10 protein-coding genes are annotated in these 16,911 nt (G+C 61.5%); 2 read left to right on the top strand and 8 right to left on the bottom strand.

Annotated elements, in window-relative coordinates; all coding sequences use genetic code 11:
* Nucleotides 1-3 precede the first annotated feature (3 nt).
* On the bottom strand, nt 4-5,172 hold the full coding sequence (locus AC1UK9_RS22545; RefSeq protein WP_482578527.1) for a dermonecrotic toxin domain-containing protein: 5,169 nt from the start codon (nt 5,170-5,172) through the stop codon (nt 4-6).
* A 164-nt stretch (nt 5,173-5,336) separates the two neighbouring features.
* Nucleotides 5,337-6,269 (bottom strand): hypothetical protein, encoded by a 933-nt coding sequence (locus AC1UK9_RS22540; protein ID WP_482578526.1) that lies wholly within the window; start codon nt 6,267-6,269, stop codon nt 5,337-5,339.
* Between the two features lie 223 nt (nt 6,270-6,492).
* Between AC1UK9_RS22540 and AC1UK9_RS22535 the strand changes: the two genes are divergently transcribed.
* Both AC1UK9_RS22535 and AC1UK9_RS22530 read left to right on the top strand, forming a co-directional pair.
* Complete coding sequence (locus AC1UK9_RS22535; protein WP_482578525.1) at nt 6,493-7,512, top strand: alpha/beta fold hydrolase; 1,020 nt, start codon at nt 6,493-6,495, stop codon at nt 7,510-7,512.
* A 1,270-nt stretch (nt 7,513-8,782) separates the two neighbouring features.
* Complete coding sequence (locus tag AC1UK9_RS22530) at nt 8,783-9,448, top strand: DsbA family oxidoreductase (protein ID WP_482578524.1); 666 nt, start codon at nt 8,783-8,785, stop codon at nt 9,446-9,448.
* Between the two features lie 11 nt (nt 9,449-9,459).
* Here AC1UK9_RS22530 and AC1UK9_RS22525 read toward each other — a convergent pair whose 3' ends face one another.
* Genes AC1UK9_RS22525 through AC1UK9_RS22500 form a run of 6 tightly spaced genes read right to left on the bottom strand, consistent with a single transcriptional unit; the run spans nt 9,460 to nt 16,760 of the window.
* Nucleotides 9,460-10,851 carry a sigma-54-dependent transcriptional regulator gene (locus AC1UK9_RS22525; RefSeq protein ID WP_025112406.1) on the bottom strand — a complete coding sequence of 464 codons (1,392 nt, stop codon included), beginning with the start codon at nt 10,849-10,851 and terminating at the stop codon, nt 9,460-9,462.
* The gene (locus AC1UK9_RS22520) at nt 10,841-12,613 is read right to left on the bottom strand and encodes a sensor histidine kinase (protein WP_482578523.1); all 1,773 of its coding nucleotides are present in this window, start codon (nt 12,611-12,613) and stop codon (nt 10,841-10,843) included. The genes AC1UK9_RS22525 and AC1UK9_RS22520 overlap by 11 nt, the downstream gene beginning before the upstream one ends.
* Complete coding sequence (locus AC1UK9_RS22515) at nt 12,610-13,737, bottom strand: GNAT family N-acetyltransferase (protein WP_025112404.1); 1,128 nt, start codon at nt 13,735-13,737, stop codon at nt 12,610-12,612. Before AC1UK9_RS22515 ends, AC1UK9_RS22520 begins: the two co-directional genes overlap by 4 nt.
* A gap of 50 nt (nt 13,738-13,787) precedes the next feature.
* Nucleotides 13,788-14,666 carry an alpha/beta hydrolase gene (locus tag AC1UK9_RS22510; RefSeq protein ID WP_025112403.1) on the bottom strand — a complete coding sequence of 293 codons (879 nt, stop codon included), beginning with the start codon at nt 14,664-14,666 and terminating at the stop codon, nt 13,788-13,790.
* Complete coding sequence (locus AC1UK9_RS22505) at nt 14,663-16,057, bottom strand: aspartate aminotransferase family protein (RefSeq protein WP_025112402.1); 1,395 nt, start codon at nt 16,055-16,057, stop codon at nt 14,663-14,665. The genes AC1UK9_RS22510 and AC1UK9_RS22505 overlap by 4 nt, the downstream gene beginning before the upstream one ends.
* Nucleotides 16,050-16,760 (bottom strand): HAD-IB family phosphatase, encoded by a 711-nt coding sequence (locus tag AC1UK9_RS22500; RefSeq protein WP_025112401.1) that lies wholly within the window; start codon nt 16,758-16,760, stop codon nt 16,050-16,052. Before AC1UK9_RS22500 ends, AC1UK9_RS22505 begins: the two co-directional genes overlap by 8 nt.
* Nucleotides 16,761-16,911 lie beyond the last annotated feature (151 nt).

Below are 16,911 nucleotides of genomic sequence, written 5' to 3'. Positions count from 1 at the left end.
GTCTTAGAGGTTGGCGAAATGCTGGATGCCCAGCGGTTTTCCGATATCACCGCGCCAGATCGCCTCGACCTGAGCGCCGCTGGCGGCTTGGGCCTGCTGCCATTGCAGGCCTAGATTGCGCTGCGCTGGAAGTTTCAGATGAGCTTTGACGAAGTCGTGGAACGGGACGGTGTCCGAGGTGTAGTGAAAGTGTGCGTACCACAGCGTGTTTGGCGGGGTGGCGGTGAGGTCGCGCACCTCATATTCCTGGAGAAAGTCCTTGCGTCCGTCAGTGCGTTTGCCAAGCGGCCGAAGCGAACCTTCCTTGCGGATATCCACCACTTGCTCTTGCAGCAGATAGTCCAGATAGCCTTCACCGGGCGTCTTGCTGCGCAGTGACTGCTCGATGCGCAAGGTGCGTCCCGCTCGCCGCATATCGCGCGCCTTGTCGCGCAATTGCTGCACCACCGGCTCGGCCGGCGACAGCCGCTCGATAGCTTGCGCGCGGGTGCTCAACTCCGTGGCTTCGCTGCCAAGCATGTGCTCCAGATCTACCGGCAGCATGTTCTGGCGGGCGTAGCCCTGCACCTTGTTGCTGTAGGCCGTGACAGCGGTGAGCCGTTGCCTGGCTTCGACCAGCAAGGGACGAACATCGGTGGGTAGCGACGGTGTGGAAGGGGGCGATTGCACTTGCAGATGAAACTTGCCGCTGGAGCGCGGTAGCCAGGTTTCGCGAAAACCATCGAGGCCTTCCACGGTGAAGCGTCTCTGGCGAGTGCCGGCATCGATTATCTCTGTGCCGATCAGCAACTGGTTGTCCTCGGTTTCGAACAGTTGCCTGCCGCCAGGCTCTTTCGCCTTGATGGGTGGACGTTGTCTGATCGCATGGCGTGCCTGTTCTTCGACCTTGGTCAAACCATCGAGAAACAGGCCGATTTGCTCCTGGTCCAGATGCTGCGCATAGCCAAGCGTCCAGGCGTTGAGCTGGCGCCGGAAACCGGCGTAGATCTCAAGGCAATCTTCGATCACCCGATTGCGCTGGGCCAGACTGGCGTGAACCTCGGACAGGTGATGCAGGGTCAACAGCGCACGCCCGACCTTGACCCGCGCGCCTTTCATCTGGGTATGGAAATACACCCAGGACAGGTCGGCGACAGCGTCGTAACGGGTAATGATTTCCAGCAGGTGCGCGGTTCTGAGGTAATCGTGCGTGCTTTGGCCGAGGTCACGGTTGATGGCGGTCATGTCTTTTGCCATTTTGGCTTTCTGGGCGCGGAGGGTGATGCGGTTATTCCACAGGTTGGCCTGCTCGGTGAGCACATGCAGGTGATCGAACTCGCTGAGGAATTTCTTGCGTATCAGCTTGCGCCGAGCCATCAGCTGGATATGGGTGGCGATGTCGTCAAACCGTGTGGCGTCGGATTCGGCGACCAGATCGTCGATCCGGTTCAGGTGGTCGAGCAAGCGGTCGCGGGCGACGCTGATGCGCTGAATGGCGCGGTCTACCACGATCCAGGCGCAGCGGCTCCGGATGTCCTCGATTTGCAGACGTTTGCGGCCGTGGCTCAGGGGCAGAAGTTCGGTCAGGTTCTGGTACTGGGCGATGGCAATGTGGAGGTCATTGACGCACGCCGCGTCGACGGCTGCCTGCAAGGGCTTGCGCTCGCTGAAAGCGAGTTTCTGGTAGTGCTCCAGCAACTGATTGGTGGCGCGGGTCTGGGTATCGAGGCGCCGGATGTAGGCGTCGGCGGTATTGGTCAGGGTCAATTGTCTGCGCAGTTGTCGATCAGTCCACCAGCGCGGCAACCACTGGCGGATCGGGGCAGGCCAGAGCGGGTCCATGCCGTCGGCCAGATGCCCGAGTACGGCGCCACCGCCTGCACCGCCGCCCTCCATCACGGTGCCGAACACTGCGTAGTGAGTGTTCCACTGGCCGCTTTCGTCGAGGGCGATCGGCTGTTTGTAGCCGCGAATCCACGTGCCGTAGAGTCTCCAACCGCGTGGCGCATCGCTGAGCTGGACCCGATAGATACGGCCCTGACGGACGATGAAGTCGCCATCGGCATGGCGGTAGACGTTGCGGTACACGCCGTGGGTGTTGGCGCGCAGGCCGGCCAGGGAAATTTCGTGTTCGTACTCGTAGCCCTTGAAGCGGTCGAGTGACTGTCGGGACCATTGCCAGGAGGTCGGCAGTGCGGCTGTTTTACCCAGTGCTGCACGTTGCCGACTACGGGTTGCCAGACGTGCGGCTGCGGGGACCGAGACCGTCCCCGGAAGCACGTCCATTGCTGCATCGATCAGTGACAGCAGCACCGCCTCCACCTCGGCCAGACCCTGGCCGATCTCACCTCGCAAGAATGCCGCCACGGCCAGATTGGCGCTGTTCCAGGCGTCATACAGGGCCACTGCCGTGCCGATGAACGGCAGCATGCCGATGGCCATTTTCAGGTAATTGAACAGCGCGCCGGACTTCAAGGCGCAGCGCTCCAGATGCAACGCATCGTTGGAACGCGAACTGCTGCGATGGGCTTCCAGCAACCGGCCCATGTGCACGTTCAGCAGATGGTCAGCCAGCGATGTCGTTGCGGGCCACGCTGCCCCGACGCCGATCAGGGCATCGAAGTTGCGCAGTTGCGCCTGGTCGATCCGGCTGACGTGACTGGCAAAATCGCCGTTCAGGACGCGTCCGGCCAGATAGTTGACCATTTTGCTGTCCACGCAACGCTTGAACAGGTCCAGACGCGCCTGTTCCAGTGTTTCGTACTGGCGCAGGAAAATGGCGTCGCTGCTGTCAGGCAGATACAGCAGGGTCAGGCCGGCGGTCTGTTCGACAATGAACGTCACGCCGGTGAGCGTGCTCGGTCCCTGATGCAGGGTGTCCTCACCGCCGACCGTCAGGTGCGCCGGCAGCAGCGCGATGCGCTGGTCATCGACCGCATAAGCCTCAGGTGTTGCCGCGTCGATAGCGATCTTCAGCACGTCATGGCCGGCCGTGTCGATGTGCCCTTGCAGACAGGCGAACTCGCCTTGCAACTTGAGCATCAGGCGCCACGGTTCGCTCAGGCATTCGCGGCGCCAGGCCTGTTGGAATGCAGGTTCTGCCGGCGCGCCGAAAAACGTCTGGCGAATCAGCGTTTCGTAACGTCCGGCCAGATCCAGTTCCGTCACCAGTTTGCGCAAGTAGATCGGGTTGAGCCCGGCCTCGACGTTCCGCCGATCGGCGTCGTCCCCGGCGCTGACCTTGACCTGCATGAACGACAGGCGCCACCACATGTCCTGATCGATGTTGTCCTGGGCCAGTTGTTCGAGGCTGATGTCGCTGCGCCTGGCACTGGCCGTCAGGATATTGCGTTGCGGTGTGCCGGGTGCTGCACCCTCGATCACGGTTTTTTGCCAGGCCGTGGCGTCGGGCAGATCAAGGCTCACGGTCACACTTGTACCCAGCGAGAAGTCTGTGCGCAATCGGGCGTCGAGGCGTTTTTCGGCGAAGGCCTGGCGCGGTGGAAGTTCGCGCTCGAACAAGGCATGGGCGCGTCGCATGGCGACGAGGTAGCGGCTGATCAGCACTTTGATCCGTGTACGGTGCGCGCCGTCCACGTTGTTGAACCATGCGGGCAGGTTGCCGGCGAGCGCGGCGCTGTGGTCTTGCTCCTGGCGTTCGGCAAATGCCCGTTCACGGGCCTGCGCGAGCGGCAGCGTGAGGCGCGGCAAGTGTTGTTCGCGCAGCTTTTCGATTTCGCTGTTGCGCTCGCGGACATGCGCGGGCAGCGGGTTGTCGTGCAGGATCTGCGCGGCTTGTTGTTCGCACTGATAGAGCTGTTGATCAAGCGACCAGGCGAGCGGGTCGCCATTGAGTGGCGTCAGGTGCAGGGCCAGTTCGTGATCATTGGGCGAACGCTTGAACAGGTTCTGCTCCAGCGCCAGACGCGAATCGAAGCGCTGCAATCCGCCGAACTGACCCGGCCAGTAGAGCAGCAGGCTTTCGGTCGAGCCTGGCTGCAGCACCAAAGCCGTGGCGATGACCAGTACGCCAGGCAGGTCCTCGATGTGGGTAAGCTCCTGGTCTGCCGCCGACAACGACACCCGTGCGACCACCCCGTCGGCCAACTGAGGGTTGCGCTCGGGCGCATCCAGCAACGCGATGACTCGCCGGTGCTCCTCGACGGTCAGGTGATTGAGTAGCCGTTGCAGTTCGACCTCGATGCGCAGCCCCGCGATTCGAGCCTGCAGCAGGGCGTGGTAATGCACATTTGTGGCATGGCGCAGTTCGAGCATTTTCAGCGGGTCGCGGCTGTCGAGCAGTGCCGAGGCTGCATCATGACCGGCTTGGCGGGCTTCGCTCAGCGCGTCGAACTGCTGCGCCAGTTGCTGGCGTTGTGCGCTGTTTGGCTCGCTGTCACCCAACCAGCGGTCGAGCGCGTGCTGTTCAAGCGCCAGCGTTTGCCGGCGCAGATCCAGGGGAATGTCGGCAACCAGCAAGCCGAATGGCGCGACCTCATCGACGGTTTGTCCGGCACTCTGCGGCAGAGTGGGCGCGACAGGGAAAAATGTGTCGAGCACGGTCCAGTTGGCGCCGGTGATTGCCGACGTGGACATCAATGGTTCAACTCCCCGGTTGAGCGGATCGTTGCCGAATTCGATGAGGTCCAGCGAGGTGGTGCGTAGCGGATTTGGGTGCTGGTCAATCAGCCAGCGTTCAAGATCGGTCTGCTGCTCGAAACGGATCAGTGGTTGTGGGTGTGCGGGCAGGTACAGCAGCTGCACCGTTTCCTCCAGCTGGATCATCAACGTGCCGTACAAGCGCAGACGGCTGTTATCGACACGATTGAGTACCGGTTGTGCGACCCGCAGGCCCAGCGCGATTTTGTTCGAGGGTGTGAGGAGTTGCGCCAGCCTGTGTCGTTGTGCGGTGTCGAGCTTGCCGTCGGCCCCCGCCAATTGAATCGCGGCCTCGAAATGCAAGTGATAGAGGCTCAGGGCATGCTCGCGCCGCGACATTGCAGTGCCGGGCGCGCGGGCACCCCACCAGGCGCTTTCGGGCTGCTGGGGGTGATGGGCCATGAGTTCCAGCCATTGCTGGTGACAGTCGTTCAAGCGAGCCGTCGCCAACAGGTGAAGATTTTGATCGACGTTTGGCTGTAGCCGTTGATCAAGGCCGAAATCGACCGTTTCAGGGGGCAGTGCGTGGGACATGCGACAACGCTCCAAAAGGCATGCAGGCCGGAAATTCCGGGCATACATGCCATTAGAAGCGAGCCGTCACAGCGCCTTGCGGTACATAGTTATCGCTTGATCGCGCATTCGTTTCGGTGGGTGTCCACCTCAGGTCATGGGCGATCAGCAATGACCTCGGGTGATCAAGGCAAGTGGGACTCAGCGACGTCCTGATCTTGTTGTCGGAATTCAAACCGCGCCTTCTGGGTAGAGGTCGGCATCGTCAGTTTTATGATCGGGACGATTTTGCCTTTTGATTCGTTGTAGAAGTCGCGTTGGTTATGCTTCGCCACGGCCAGCCCGTTATCTACATAGAAGAACGCTTCGATGGGCAGTTTTGCCGGGATACCTGCCGGCCAGGTTTCGATGATGAGTTCGCTGAAATCATTGAACGCCGGCAGCCCGACGGGCTTCAGCGCGATCGCGCGGATGGCTTGATAAAACGAGTTGGCGGCGAGTTCATTCATTTGGTCGCGCACATCGAAGCTGCACTGATAGCGGAAATAATCGACGTTTGGGGTGAAGCTGTGGCGGACCCACTGTTCGGCCGTGGTGATGTTCTGGGACTGGCAGCGTCTACTGACGACGGGGTAAACATCGGATGCACCACAGCCCGGTTTATCCCGGCCCCATGTCGCGCCGTCGATGGGAAACACACACAGCACCATGGTTTGCAAAGTACCCACCGGGCGTTTCAATACCGGGTAAATGATGTAGCCGTTGTTCCGGTCCCAGGGCATTTTTTTGAAACTGGCGTCTGCGCGGAAAAAGGAGAACGACATTCCGCCCAGCTTGATGGCGCCGGGACTCGGGTCCCAGACATGGAAACCGTTCGGGATATCGGTGGCGCGTAACATCAGGCCGGAGCAGAGAAAGGCTGGCTGGCTGGGGGCTCCGTTACACATTCTGATGGTTTCGTCATAGCGCTTTTGCAGTTCGGCAGCGACCCCGACCCCGGCCCCGACCCCGAGGTCGCCCCCGCCCCCCGAGCGCGTCTGCACTACCTGAGTGACCTCCATCGGTGGGGTGCTGCAAGCAGAGAGCAACAGTGCGAGTGCAACTATCCAGATTCTCATCAACTTTCCTCCAGGACTGATTGTGGTGTCCTGGTCTCAGTTCAACGAAAAGCCGGTATGTGCACTACTGACAGAAATGACAGTTGCGACGGACGGTTGCGGCTGACGGAAAAAATGACCGCTCGGCAATCTTCATTAAACTGTCATGCAACTGTGGCAGCGCGCTTGAACAAACTTCATCAGACTCGCGCTCTACTGGGGTTCTGCGTTTCGGTGTTTTTCCATGCGTTTATTTTTTCTGTTGGCCGCGCTGCTGTTCGGCCTGCCGTCGATGGCGGCTTCGCGTTGCGACGTCAATGTACCGACCGAGCGGGTCGATCTGGCGCAGGTGAGCCTGGCGTACCAGAGCATTGGCCGTGCTTCGGATCCGGCACTGTTGCTGGTCATGGGGCTGGGCGGGCAGTTGATCCACTGGCCGGACGAAGTGGTGGTTGCGTTGTGTCAGCAGGGTTTCCGGGTGATCCGCTACGACAACCGTGACGTTGGCTTGTCGACCTGGCGTCAGGCGCCGGCCGAGGCCAACCTGACCTTTGAAGTGCTGCGCTACAAGCTCGGCCTGCCCGTGTCTGCGCCGTATTCGCTGACCGACATGGCCGATGATGCGCTGGGCTTGATGGACGCGCTGCACGTCGAGCAGTTCCACGTACTGGGCGCGAGCATGGGCGGGATGATCGCCCAGCATCTTGCAGCAATGGCACCGCAACGGGTGGAAAGCCTGACGCTGATCATGACCAGTTCTGGCGCCGAAGGCTTGCCGGCACCGAGTGCGGCGCTGGTGCAACTGCTGGCGCGACGCGGTGCGCCGAGTCGCGAGGTGGCGCTGGAGCAGCAGGCTGATCTATTGGCAGCACTCGGCAGTCCGGCGGTCACTGATGACCGACAGGCGTTGCTGCATCAGGCAGCGGTGGCCTATGACCGGGCGTTCAACCCTGAAGGTGTGAAGCGCCAGATCATGGCGATCCTCGCCGAGCCGAGTCGGGTGGCGTTGCTCAATCAGCTGCGGGTGCCGACCCTGGTGGTGCACGGCACGGCCGATCCGTTGCTGCCGGTGATGCACGGCGTGCATCTGGCGGCGCATATTCGCGGCAGTCAGTTGAAACTGATTCCGGGCTTGGCTCATCGTTTTCAGGAGGCGTTCAAGGCGCCATTGCTGGCGGCGGTGTTGCCGTATCTGCAGCAGCACCGTGAAGACACCTCGCACTGGGCGCAGATCGAACCGGTTGCAAGCGGTAACTTGCTGTAGGCGAGGTTTTGGTGGTGTCGATTCGGGCCTCTTCGCGAGCAAGCCCGCTCCCACAGGGGCACCGCATTCCAATGTGGGAGCGGGCTTGCTCGCGAAGGGGGCATGACTGTCAGTGCAATGCCGGGCAGGTGCATCGCCCAGACGTTTCCGCCCGATTTCCGTCCGAGCGGTAGCCTGCTGTAGGCGAGGTTTTGGCGGTGTTGATTCGGGCCTCTTCGCGAGCAAGCCCGCTCCCACAGCGGCACCGCATTTCAATGTGGGAGCGGGCTTGCTCGCGAAGGGGCCATCACTGTCAGCGCAATACCGGGCAGGTGCATCGCGCAGACGTTTCCGCCCGATTTCCCTTCCAGCGGTAGTCTGCTGTAGGCGAGGTTTTGGCGGTGTTGGTTCGGGCCTCTTCGCGAGCAAGCTCCCACAAGGGCACCGCATTCCAATGTGGGAGCGGGCTTGCTCGCGAAGGGGCCATCACTGTCAGCGCAATACCGGGCAGGTGCATCGCGCAGACGTTTCCGCCCGATTTCCGTCCGAGCGGTAGCCTGCTGTAGGCGAGGTTTTGGCGGTGTTGGTTCGGGCCTCTTCGCGAGCAAGCCCGCTCCCACAAGGGCACCGCATTTCAATGTGGGAGCGGGCTTGCTCGCGAAGGGGCCATCACTGTCAGTGCAATGCCGGGCAGGTGCATCGCGCAGACGTTTCCGCCCGATTTCCCTTCCAGCGGTAGTCTGCTGTAGGCGAGGTTTTGGCGGTGTTGGTTCGGGCCTCTTCGCGAGCAAGCCCGCTCCCACAAGGGCACCGCATTTCAATGTGGGAGCGGGCTTGCTCGCGAAGGGGGCATGACTGTCAGTGCAATACCGGGCAGGTGCATCGCCCAGACGTTTCCGCCCGATTTCCCTTCCAGCGGTAGTCTGCTGTAGGCGAGGTTTTGGCGGTGTTGATTCGGGCCTCTTCGCGAGCAAGCCCGCTCCCACAGCGGCACCGCATTTCAATGTGGGAGCGGGCTTGCTCGCGAAGGGGCCATCACTGTCAGCGCAATACCGGGCAGGTGCATCGCGCAGACGTTTCCGCCCGATTTCCCTTCCAGCGGTAGTCTGCTGTAGGCGAGGTCTTGGCGGTGTTGATTCGGGCCTCTTCGCGAGCAAGCCCGCTCCCACAGGGGCACCGCATTCCAATGTGGGAGCGGGCTTGCTCGCGAAGGGGCCATCACTGTCAGTGCAATGCTGGGCAGGTGTATCGTGCAGACTTTTCCGCACGTTTTCCGTCTGCGAGGTGTGTGATGAGTTCCGCTCTGAAAATCGATTTTGTCAGCGACGTGTCCTGCCCCTGGTGCGTTGTCGGTCTGTACGGGCTGCTGCAGGCGCTGGAGATCCTGCGCGATGAAGTGCAGGCCGAGATTCATTTCCAGCCGTTCGAACTGAACCCGAAGATGGGCCCCGAGGGGCAGAACATCACCGAGCACATTCAGCAGAAATATGGCTCGACCGCCGAGCAGTCGCAGAAGAACCGCGAAGCCATCCGTGCCCGTGGCGCCGACGTCGGTTTCGCTTTTCGCACCGACGGCAACAGCCGCATCTACAACACCTTCGATGCACACCGGCTGCTGCACTGGGCCGGGCTTGAAGGTTTGCAGTTGCCGTTGAAGGAGGCGCTGTTCAAGGCCTATTTCACCGATGGCGGCAATCCGTCTGATCACGCACAACTCACGCAGATTGCCGAAAGCGTCGGTCTGGATCGCCAGCGTGCGGCGGCGATACTGGCCTCCGACGAGTTTGCCGATGAGGTGCGCGAAGAAGAGCAACTCTGGCTGCAACGCGGCGTGAGTTCGGTGCCGACCGTGGTCTTCAACGGTCAGTACGCCGTAACGGGCGGGCAGCCGGTGGACACCTTTGTCGGGGCGATCCGGCAGATCATGAGTGAAGCCCGGGGCGGCACCGTCAGCTAAAGCCCCAGCCCTCAACGCACGATCTTGTCGACGTGGATCCCGAGCTTCTTCAGGCGATACCAGAAGCTGCGCTCGGAGATCCCGATCAACTGCGCAGCGGCGGCCTGGACGCCGTTGCTCTGTTGCAGGGCCGCGAGAATATAGGCTTTCTCGACTTCGGCCAGCGCCGCGTCCAGATCCGCCGGCACACCGTTGATTTCGCTCAGCGGGCCACTGCTGTCAGAGGCTTGTGCGGCGAACAGGTACGCCGGCAGATCCTGCTCTTCGATGATGTTGGCGGACGCGACGATGGTCGCGCGCTCCACGCAGTTCTGCAGTTCGCGAATGTTGCCCGGCCATGAATAACGGGTCATGGCCTGCAAGGCTTGCGCGCTGAAACCGCTGATGCGCTTGCCGGCGGCGGCGCCCAGCGTGAGGGCGAAATGCCGGGCCAGCGGCGCGATGTCCTCGACCCGTTCGCGCAGCGCCGGCAGGGGAATGGGAAAGACGTTGAGGCGGTAGTAGAGGTCCTCGCGAAACTCCTTGTTGGCCACCGCTTGCAGCAGGTCTTTATTGGTGGCGGCAATCACCCGTACATCGACTTTGCGTTCCTTGGTATCGCCCACCGGCTCGATCACCCGTTCCTGCAGGGCACGGAGGATTTTCGCCTGCAGCGCCAGCGGCATTTCGCCGATCTCATCAAGAAACAGTGTGCCTTTGTCGGCCTGCTGAAAACGCCCGATGCGATCAGCCACGGCGCCGGTGAATGCGCCTTTGCGGTGGCCGAACATTTCGCTTTCGAGCAGCCCCTCGGGAATCGCCGCGCAGTTCACTGCAACGAACGGTTTGTCGGCGCGATTGCCATGTTTGTGGATGGCCCGGGCGACCATTTCCTTGCCGGTGCCGCTTTCGCCGCTGAGCAGCACGGTCGCAGTGCTCTCACGCACCGAGTCCACCGCTTGCAGCACGCTGCGGAAACTCGGGCTGTCGCCGATCAGGCTGTCGATCTGCTGATGTTCGTCGAGTTCGGCGCGCATGCGCTGGTTGTCTTTGAGGATGTCGCGAAACTGCAGGGCCTTGCTGACGGTGATGTCCAGTTCGTCGATGTCGAACGGCTTGGCGATGTAGTCGAACGCGCCGTTGCGCATCGATTCCACGGCATTTTTCACCGTGCTGTAGGCGGTCATGACAATCACCGGCATCTGTGGATAGCGGGTTTTCACTTCCGCCAGCAACTGCGGGCCACCCATGCCGGGCATGCGCCAGTCGCTGATGAGCAGGTCGATGTCTTCGCTCTCCAGCACCTTGAGCGCATGCAGGCCATTGCCGGCGGTGAACACGCTGATGCCGTTCTGACCGAGGGCCGAGGCCAGCAGGTCACAGAGTTTCGGTTCGTCGTCCACCACCAGAATGTTATGCGTCATCGTCGGTCTCGTCGAAATCCTCGCCATTGGCCGGAATGTACAGGCTGAAGGTGGCGCCGGCATCTTTTTCGCTGACGCACTCGACGCGCCCGTTGTGGTTTTCCATGACCGAAAACACTTTCGCCAGCCCCAGGCCGGTGCCCGAAGCCTTGGTGGTGACGAACGGGGTGAAGATCCGTTCGAGCATGTCGGCCTCAATCCCCTGGCCGGTGTCCGCAACGCTGATGATGGTGTATTTGGCATCGCTGGCGATGCTCAGGGTCAGGCGCCCGCCGTCGGGCATCGCGTCGATGGCGTTGACGATCAGGTTCAGGCCGGCCTGTTTCAGCTGTTTGGCGTCGGCGTAGAGCGTGGCGCCGGGTGCCTGATCGTCGATGTGCAGGTCGATGTTGTGGCTAGCCAGTTCCGGCTCGCAGAACCCGGCCAGTTCATCCACCAGTGCACGGGCTGACTGGGTGGCACGGATCGGCGCGCTGGGTTTGGCGAAGTCGAGGAACTCGGTGATCAGGTCGTTGATGCGGCTGACTTCCTTGACCACGTATTCGAGATGACGCTTGTCGGTTTCCGGCAGGTCAGCACGTCGATGCAGCAGTTGCGTGGCGGTCTTGATGATGCCCAGCGGGTTGCGGATTTCATGGGCCAGGCCCATGGCGACTTCACCCAGTGCATGCAGGCGATCGCGGCGGCGCAGTTGCGACTCCAGATGCTGCAACTCTTCCAGACGCTCGCTCATGTGGTTGAACGTGCTGCTCAGTTCTGCCAGTTCGTCGCCGCCATTCACGCGCAGGCGCTGATGGTAATCGCCTGCGATCACTGCTTGTACGCCTCTGGCCAGCCCACGCAACGGTTTGGTCAGACGCTGCGAGACCAGCCAGCCGACCGCCAGTGACGCCGCCGAGCTGAGCAGGAAAATCAGGATGAACAGGTTGCTCTGGTTGACCAGGCCGACGAGGCTGGTGTGGCGCAGCAGACCGCTGAAGATCACCCCTTGCAACTGACCGTTTTCGTTGAAGATCGGGCGGTAGATACCGCTGTAGTTATTGGTGAATTGTTCGAACGGGCCTTTGGTCTCGCGCAGGGTCTGTTCGATTTTCTTCGGCACTTGCGAGGGGTGATCCTGGAAGCGCTGGGTCGAGAAAATCTCCGAAAAGTCATCGCCCTTGGCCAGGTACAGACGCAGATCCAGCGAGTGCACATCGGCCACGCTGGTCAGAAAACTGTTGTCCAGATAAGTGCCGATGATCAGCTTGTAGTCGACCCCGCCCTGGTCGGTTTCGAAGGTTGAAATCACCGTGCCGGTGGCCACGCCGGCGACTTGCAGGGTCTGCAGTACGGCCTTGGGCGCGGTGCTGATCTGACTGACGATGTTGTCGTCGGCGGTACTGAACACCACTTTGTTATCGCTGTTGCGGATCAGCGTCACCACATCGATGCCCATGGAGTCGGCGATGTCGGCGGTCAGTTTGTCGTGCCTGGCGGACTGGCGATCGGTAGGCGGGCGAGTGTGGCGCATGAACAACTTCGCGGCGCGGGCGTTTTCGCGCAGGATTTCACTGATTTCGTCCTCGACGATCTTCGAGGATTCCTGCAGCCAGATACGCACGTTGCTGTCGAAGATCTGCGACAGCGTGGTGGCCGCCAGCTCCGCGGCGATCATGGTCGGAATCACGCTCACCAGCCAGAACGCGAGCACCAGTTTGCGTTGCAGGCTCCAGCCTGAGAGGGCGAAAGGTCGGGGCGTGGCGCGTCGGTCATTGATCATTGGATTTCGCTTATTGCAGCAGCCATGGCAGGGTCGGAGCGATCCGGTCGAACAAACATTTTCACCAGTCTCAACAGTCGGTCGACCAATGGATTGCGGTGGCGGAAGAACACCGTGTTACCGACAAACGAGCAACCCAGGCGCAGCTTACTGGCATAGCCGGCCTGTCCGCATGCGTAGATCGCCAGTTTGTGTTCAATACAGTAGTCGACATTGAACAGCCAGCTACGGGTGTACAGGTTGTACTGGCGCGTGCGGGCCAGATCGTGGGCAAAGAACTTGTCGACCATCCGACGCCCGTCGAGCAGCACCAGATTGAACGCCACCAGTTCGTCACCGACCCAGTAGAGCACGCACGCTGCCCGCTCATCGAGGTGATTGAGCACTTCGCGAAAGTACGCCGCTGGCAGGCATTCGAAGGCCAGGTCACTGCGTGCGAGTGTGGCTTCGTAGAGTTCCATCATCCGTGGCAGCAAGTCGTGCACCGAACGTCGCCATTCGATGCGCGGGCCGTGGTTGCGCAAGGTTCGGCGCAGGTCCTTGCGCGTGGATTTACCGAGGCTGCCCAGGTACGCATCCACCGAGGCGAAACTGATCGGCAACTCGGCGCCGGGCAGGCCCGGCATGCTTTGCAAACCGGCCTGGCGGCACACCTTGAGCCACTGGGGATCGCGATGCGAGGCATCCTTGACCGCGAACAGGCCGATGCCGAGCTGATCGGCGTCCTGTTTCGCCAGCGCCAGCAATTGCGCGAGGAACGAGGGGCGCTGAGCCTGATCAACGTGCGACGCCGTACCCACATGGCATTGCTCGGCCACGGGCGAGCCGAGGGCATACAGGCGAATGTCGAACAGCCCGGGCAGGCGCCGACGCAGCCATTGGCTGACGCGTTTGCCCGTGCCCTGCAGCGTGGTGTCCAGCGAGTAGGCGGTGGTGAACGCCACGGCCGCCGCGATCAGCCGGCCGTCTTCGTGCAGGGTCAGATACCGCCAGTGAAAACCGTCAATCCCCGCCCGTTCGACCGCGCGGTAGTAATCCCAGTCTTCCAGCTCATCGGCGAAGCAGTCATTCCAGTCAGAGCGATCGATTGCTTCGATGGTTGAAAAGGCTTGAGCGGTGATCACGTCGGTTCCTTGTGTCGGCGAGTCGCATTGATACGGACGGCGGCGACTGCTCAAGCCAGTTGCCGGGTTTCCAGCGGCGAGACTCCGGGATCAGCGAGCGGCGGCATCACGCCACGCTGGATGAAATCGGCGCTCAATTCCACGACACGGCGGTACTGCAAATCCACGGTGATCATGTGATAGCAGTCGTCGAGCAACACTTTGGTCACCGGCCCGCCGAGTTTGCGTTCGACGTAATCGGCATTCCAGCGGCTGGTGATGTCGTCCTCGATGGAATGCAGCACCAGCGCCGGCGTGGTGATCGACGGCATGCTTTTTTTCACCACGGCGTTGAGCCGGTGCAGTTCGCGCACCGTGACGCCTTCCATGGTGAGCAATCCGGCCTGGCTGCTTTGGCCCTCCTTCATCTGGCGTTCGACGATGGCGCGCAGGCGCTCGTTCTTGATGCCATAAGGCGGTTTTTCCTCGAAGCTGCACAAGTGCACGCCGAACGGGATTTTCATCAGCAACGGGGTAAGGAATGCCAGTTTGTTGATGCTCCAGCCGTCGTAACGCAGGGTCGTCGAGTACAGCAGCAAGCCCTCGATCTGCCCCGGGTGTTCGGCCGCCAGGTACATCGACAGCACCGCGCCCATGGACAAACCACCGACGTAGACCTTGCGGTGCTTGCGGCGCACGCCAACGAAGGTGTTGCGCGCGCTTTCGTACCAGTCGCGCCAGCCAGTGGCCTGCAGGTCGGCATTGCCGCCGCAGTGCCCCGCCAGGGTCGGCACGTAGACCGTGTGCCCGGCTTTCGCCAGGCCCACGGCCACCCGACGCAGTTCCGTCGGGGTGCCGGTGAGGCCGTGGATCAACAACACCGCGACCTCGCCACTGCCGAGAACGAAACCGGCGTTGCCTTCGCCCATGTCGATCTCAGAGTCGATCATCGTTTCATCGCCCGATGCAGGAGGCGATCGAGCAGGGCCAGGCCCAGATCGATTTCCGGGTAGCTGATTTCCAGCGACGGCGCGAGGGTGATGACGTTCTTGTAGTAGCCACCCACATCGAGGATCAGGCCCAGACGGCGGCCGTCGATTTCGATGTCGCCCTTCATGCCTTCCTCGACCATGAAGTCGAGCGTGGCCTTGTCCGGAGTGAAACCGTCTTCGGTGCAGATCTCGCAGCGCAGCGCCAGGCCCAGACCGTCGACATCGCCAATGATCGGGTAGCGTTTTTTCAGGTCCTGCAGGCCGTCGAGGAAGTATTTGCCCTTGGCCATGACCATTGCGCCGTAATCGACTTCGCTGGTCATCTTGAACATTTCCAGGCCCACCGCCGTGCCCAACGGGTTGGAGGCGAAAGTGGAGTGGGTCGAGCCTGGCGGGAACACTTTCGGGTTGATCAGCTCTTCGCGGGCCCAGATGCCGCCCAGCGGGTTGAGGCCGTTGGTCAGCGCTTTGCCGAACACGATCACGTCGGGTTTGACGTCGAAGTGCTCGATCGACCACAGCTTGCCGGTGCGATAGAAACCCATCTGGATTTCATCAACGACCATCAGGATGCCGTGCTGGTCGAGCACGTGCTTGAGTTCGCTGTAGAAGTTCATCGGGGGAATCACGTAGCCGCCGGTGCCCTGGATCGGCTCGACGTAGAAGGCTGCGTATTCGCTCTGGCCGACTTTCGGGTCCCAGACGCCGTTGTATTCGGTCTCGAACAACCGTGCGAATTGCTGCACGCAGTGGCTGCCGTACTCTTCTTTGGTCATGCCTTTCGGGCCGCGGAAGTGATACGGGAACGGGATGAACTGTGCACGCTCGCCGAAGTGGCCGTAGCGGCGGCGATAGCGGTAGCTGGAGGTGATCGACGAAGCACCGAGGGTGCGCCCGTGGTAGCCGCCTTCAAAGGCGAACATCAGGCTCTTGCCGTTGGTGGCGTTGCGCACGACTTTCAGCGAGTCCTCGATCGACTGCGAGCCGCCGACGTTGAAGTGCACGCGGCCGTCGAGACCGAACTTGTTCTTGGCATCGACCGCGATCATTTCCGACAGCTCGATCTTGCCCTTGTGCAGGTACTGGCTGGCAATCTGCGGCAGGGTGTCGATCTGTTGTTTCAGCGCGTTGTTCAGGCGCGGGTTGGCGTAACCGAAGTTGACTGCCGAGTACCACATCTGCAGATCGAGGTAGGCCTGATCTTCGGTGTCCCAGACGTAGGAGCCCTCGCAGCGGCTGAAGATGCGCGGCGGTTCGATGTAGTGAACGGTGTCGCCGTAGGAGCAGTATTTGGCTTCTTTTTCCAGAAGGACTTGGTCTTCGGCTGTCGCAATGCGGATATCAGACATGGTGCAGGGTTTCCTGTGCTTCAGAAGTGGATTCGGTGCTGAAAGAAACGGCGTTGGCAGCCGGGGCCAGAGGCAGGCGGGCCAGCAGTTGGGGCAGTTCGGCGAAGCTGTCGAAGCGCGCGTAGGCAATGCCGTTGCGCTCGCAGTGCTCGGCCAGGCGATCCTTGGCGAATACGAAGTCGGCGGTGGAGGCCACGCACATGTCGGATTGGCCGTCACCGATCACCAGCACGCGTTTGCTGCTGGGGGTGGACTTGCATTTGCAGTTGCCGGACGCGGCGCGGCAGGCGTCGCTGGCATAAGGGAAGTCGATGCGCCACTTGTCGTGGTCGATCTGCCGCAGGCGGTTGGCGAGGATCGGCAGCAGGGTCACGTAGTTGCGCGCGAGGATCCGTGCGATGCCTTGCTCGATGCCGTCGCTGACCACTTCCAGCGAAGCGCCGAGGCCGATCACGTGGTCGACGAAATCAGGGAAGTCGGGATCGATCTCGATGCTGTCGAAAAATTCGAGCAATTGCGCAGGCGTGGCCTTGATCAGCGCCAACTGACGGCTGAGGCATTCACGGGAACCGATCCTGCCCTCCAGCCATTCGTTTTCGATGGCTTCCCAGCTCGGGTCAGCGAAGCGTTCAAGGATGCTGTCGATCACATCGGTACGGGTGATGGTCCCGTCGAAATCACACACGATATGCCAGTCAATCATCTGCAGTACCTGTAGGGTCGAGGCAGTTGTCAGGGTGCGCGGTCTGCGCCTGGCAAGGGTGGGAGCAGGGACTGTGCCAATTGGCCAAAGCCCCGTGCTGGCGGGGGCGATGCGCGGTTTTCGTAAAGTGGAGCTACAATTTTTGTAGCTT

Source organism: Pseudomonas sp. AK-TSAG1-1 (genome assembly GCF_056821665.1).
This window is presented reverse-complemented; position numbering and strand designations above follow the sequence as displayed.

Coding starts and splice junctions, on each gene's coding strand:
- AC1UK9_RS22545 (WP_482578527.1), bottom strand. CDS start 5,172: ATGTCCCACGCACTGCCCCCTGAAACGGTCGATTTCGGCCTTGATCAA.
- AC1UK9_RS22540 (WP_482578526.1), bottom strand. CDS start 6,269: ATGAGAATCTGGATAGTTGCACTCGCACTGTTGCTCTCTGCTTGCAGC.
- AC1UK9_RS22535 (WP_482578525.1), top strand. CDS start 6,493: ATGCGTTTATTTTTTCTGTTGGCCGCGCTGCTGTTCGGCCTGCCGTCG.
- AC1UK9_RS22530 (WP_482578524.1), top strand. CDS start 8,783: ATGAGTTCCGCTCTGAAAATCGATTTTGTCAGCGACGTGTCCTGCCCC.
- AC1UK9_RS22525 (WP_025112406.1), bottom strand. CDS start 10,851: ATGACGCATAACATTCTGGTGGTGGACGACGAACCGAAACTCTGTGAC.
- AC1UK9_RS22520 (WP_482578523.1), bottom strand. CDS start 12,613: ATGATCAATGACCGACGCGCCACGCCCCGACCTTTCGCCCTCTCAGGC.
- AC1UK9_RS22510 (WP_025112403.1), bottom strand. CDS start 14,666: ATGATCGACTCTGAGATCGACATGGGCGAAGGCAACGCCGGTTTCGTT.
- AC1UK9_RS22505 (WP_025112402.1), bottom strand. CDS start 16,057: ATGTCTGATATCCGCATTGCGACAGCCGAAGACCAAGTCCTTCTGGAA.
- AC1UK9_RS22500 (WP_025112401.1), bottom strand. CDS start 16,760: ATGATTGACTGGCATATCGTGTGTGATTTCGACGGGACCATCACCCGT.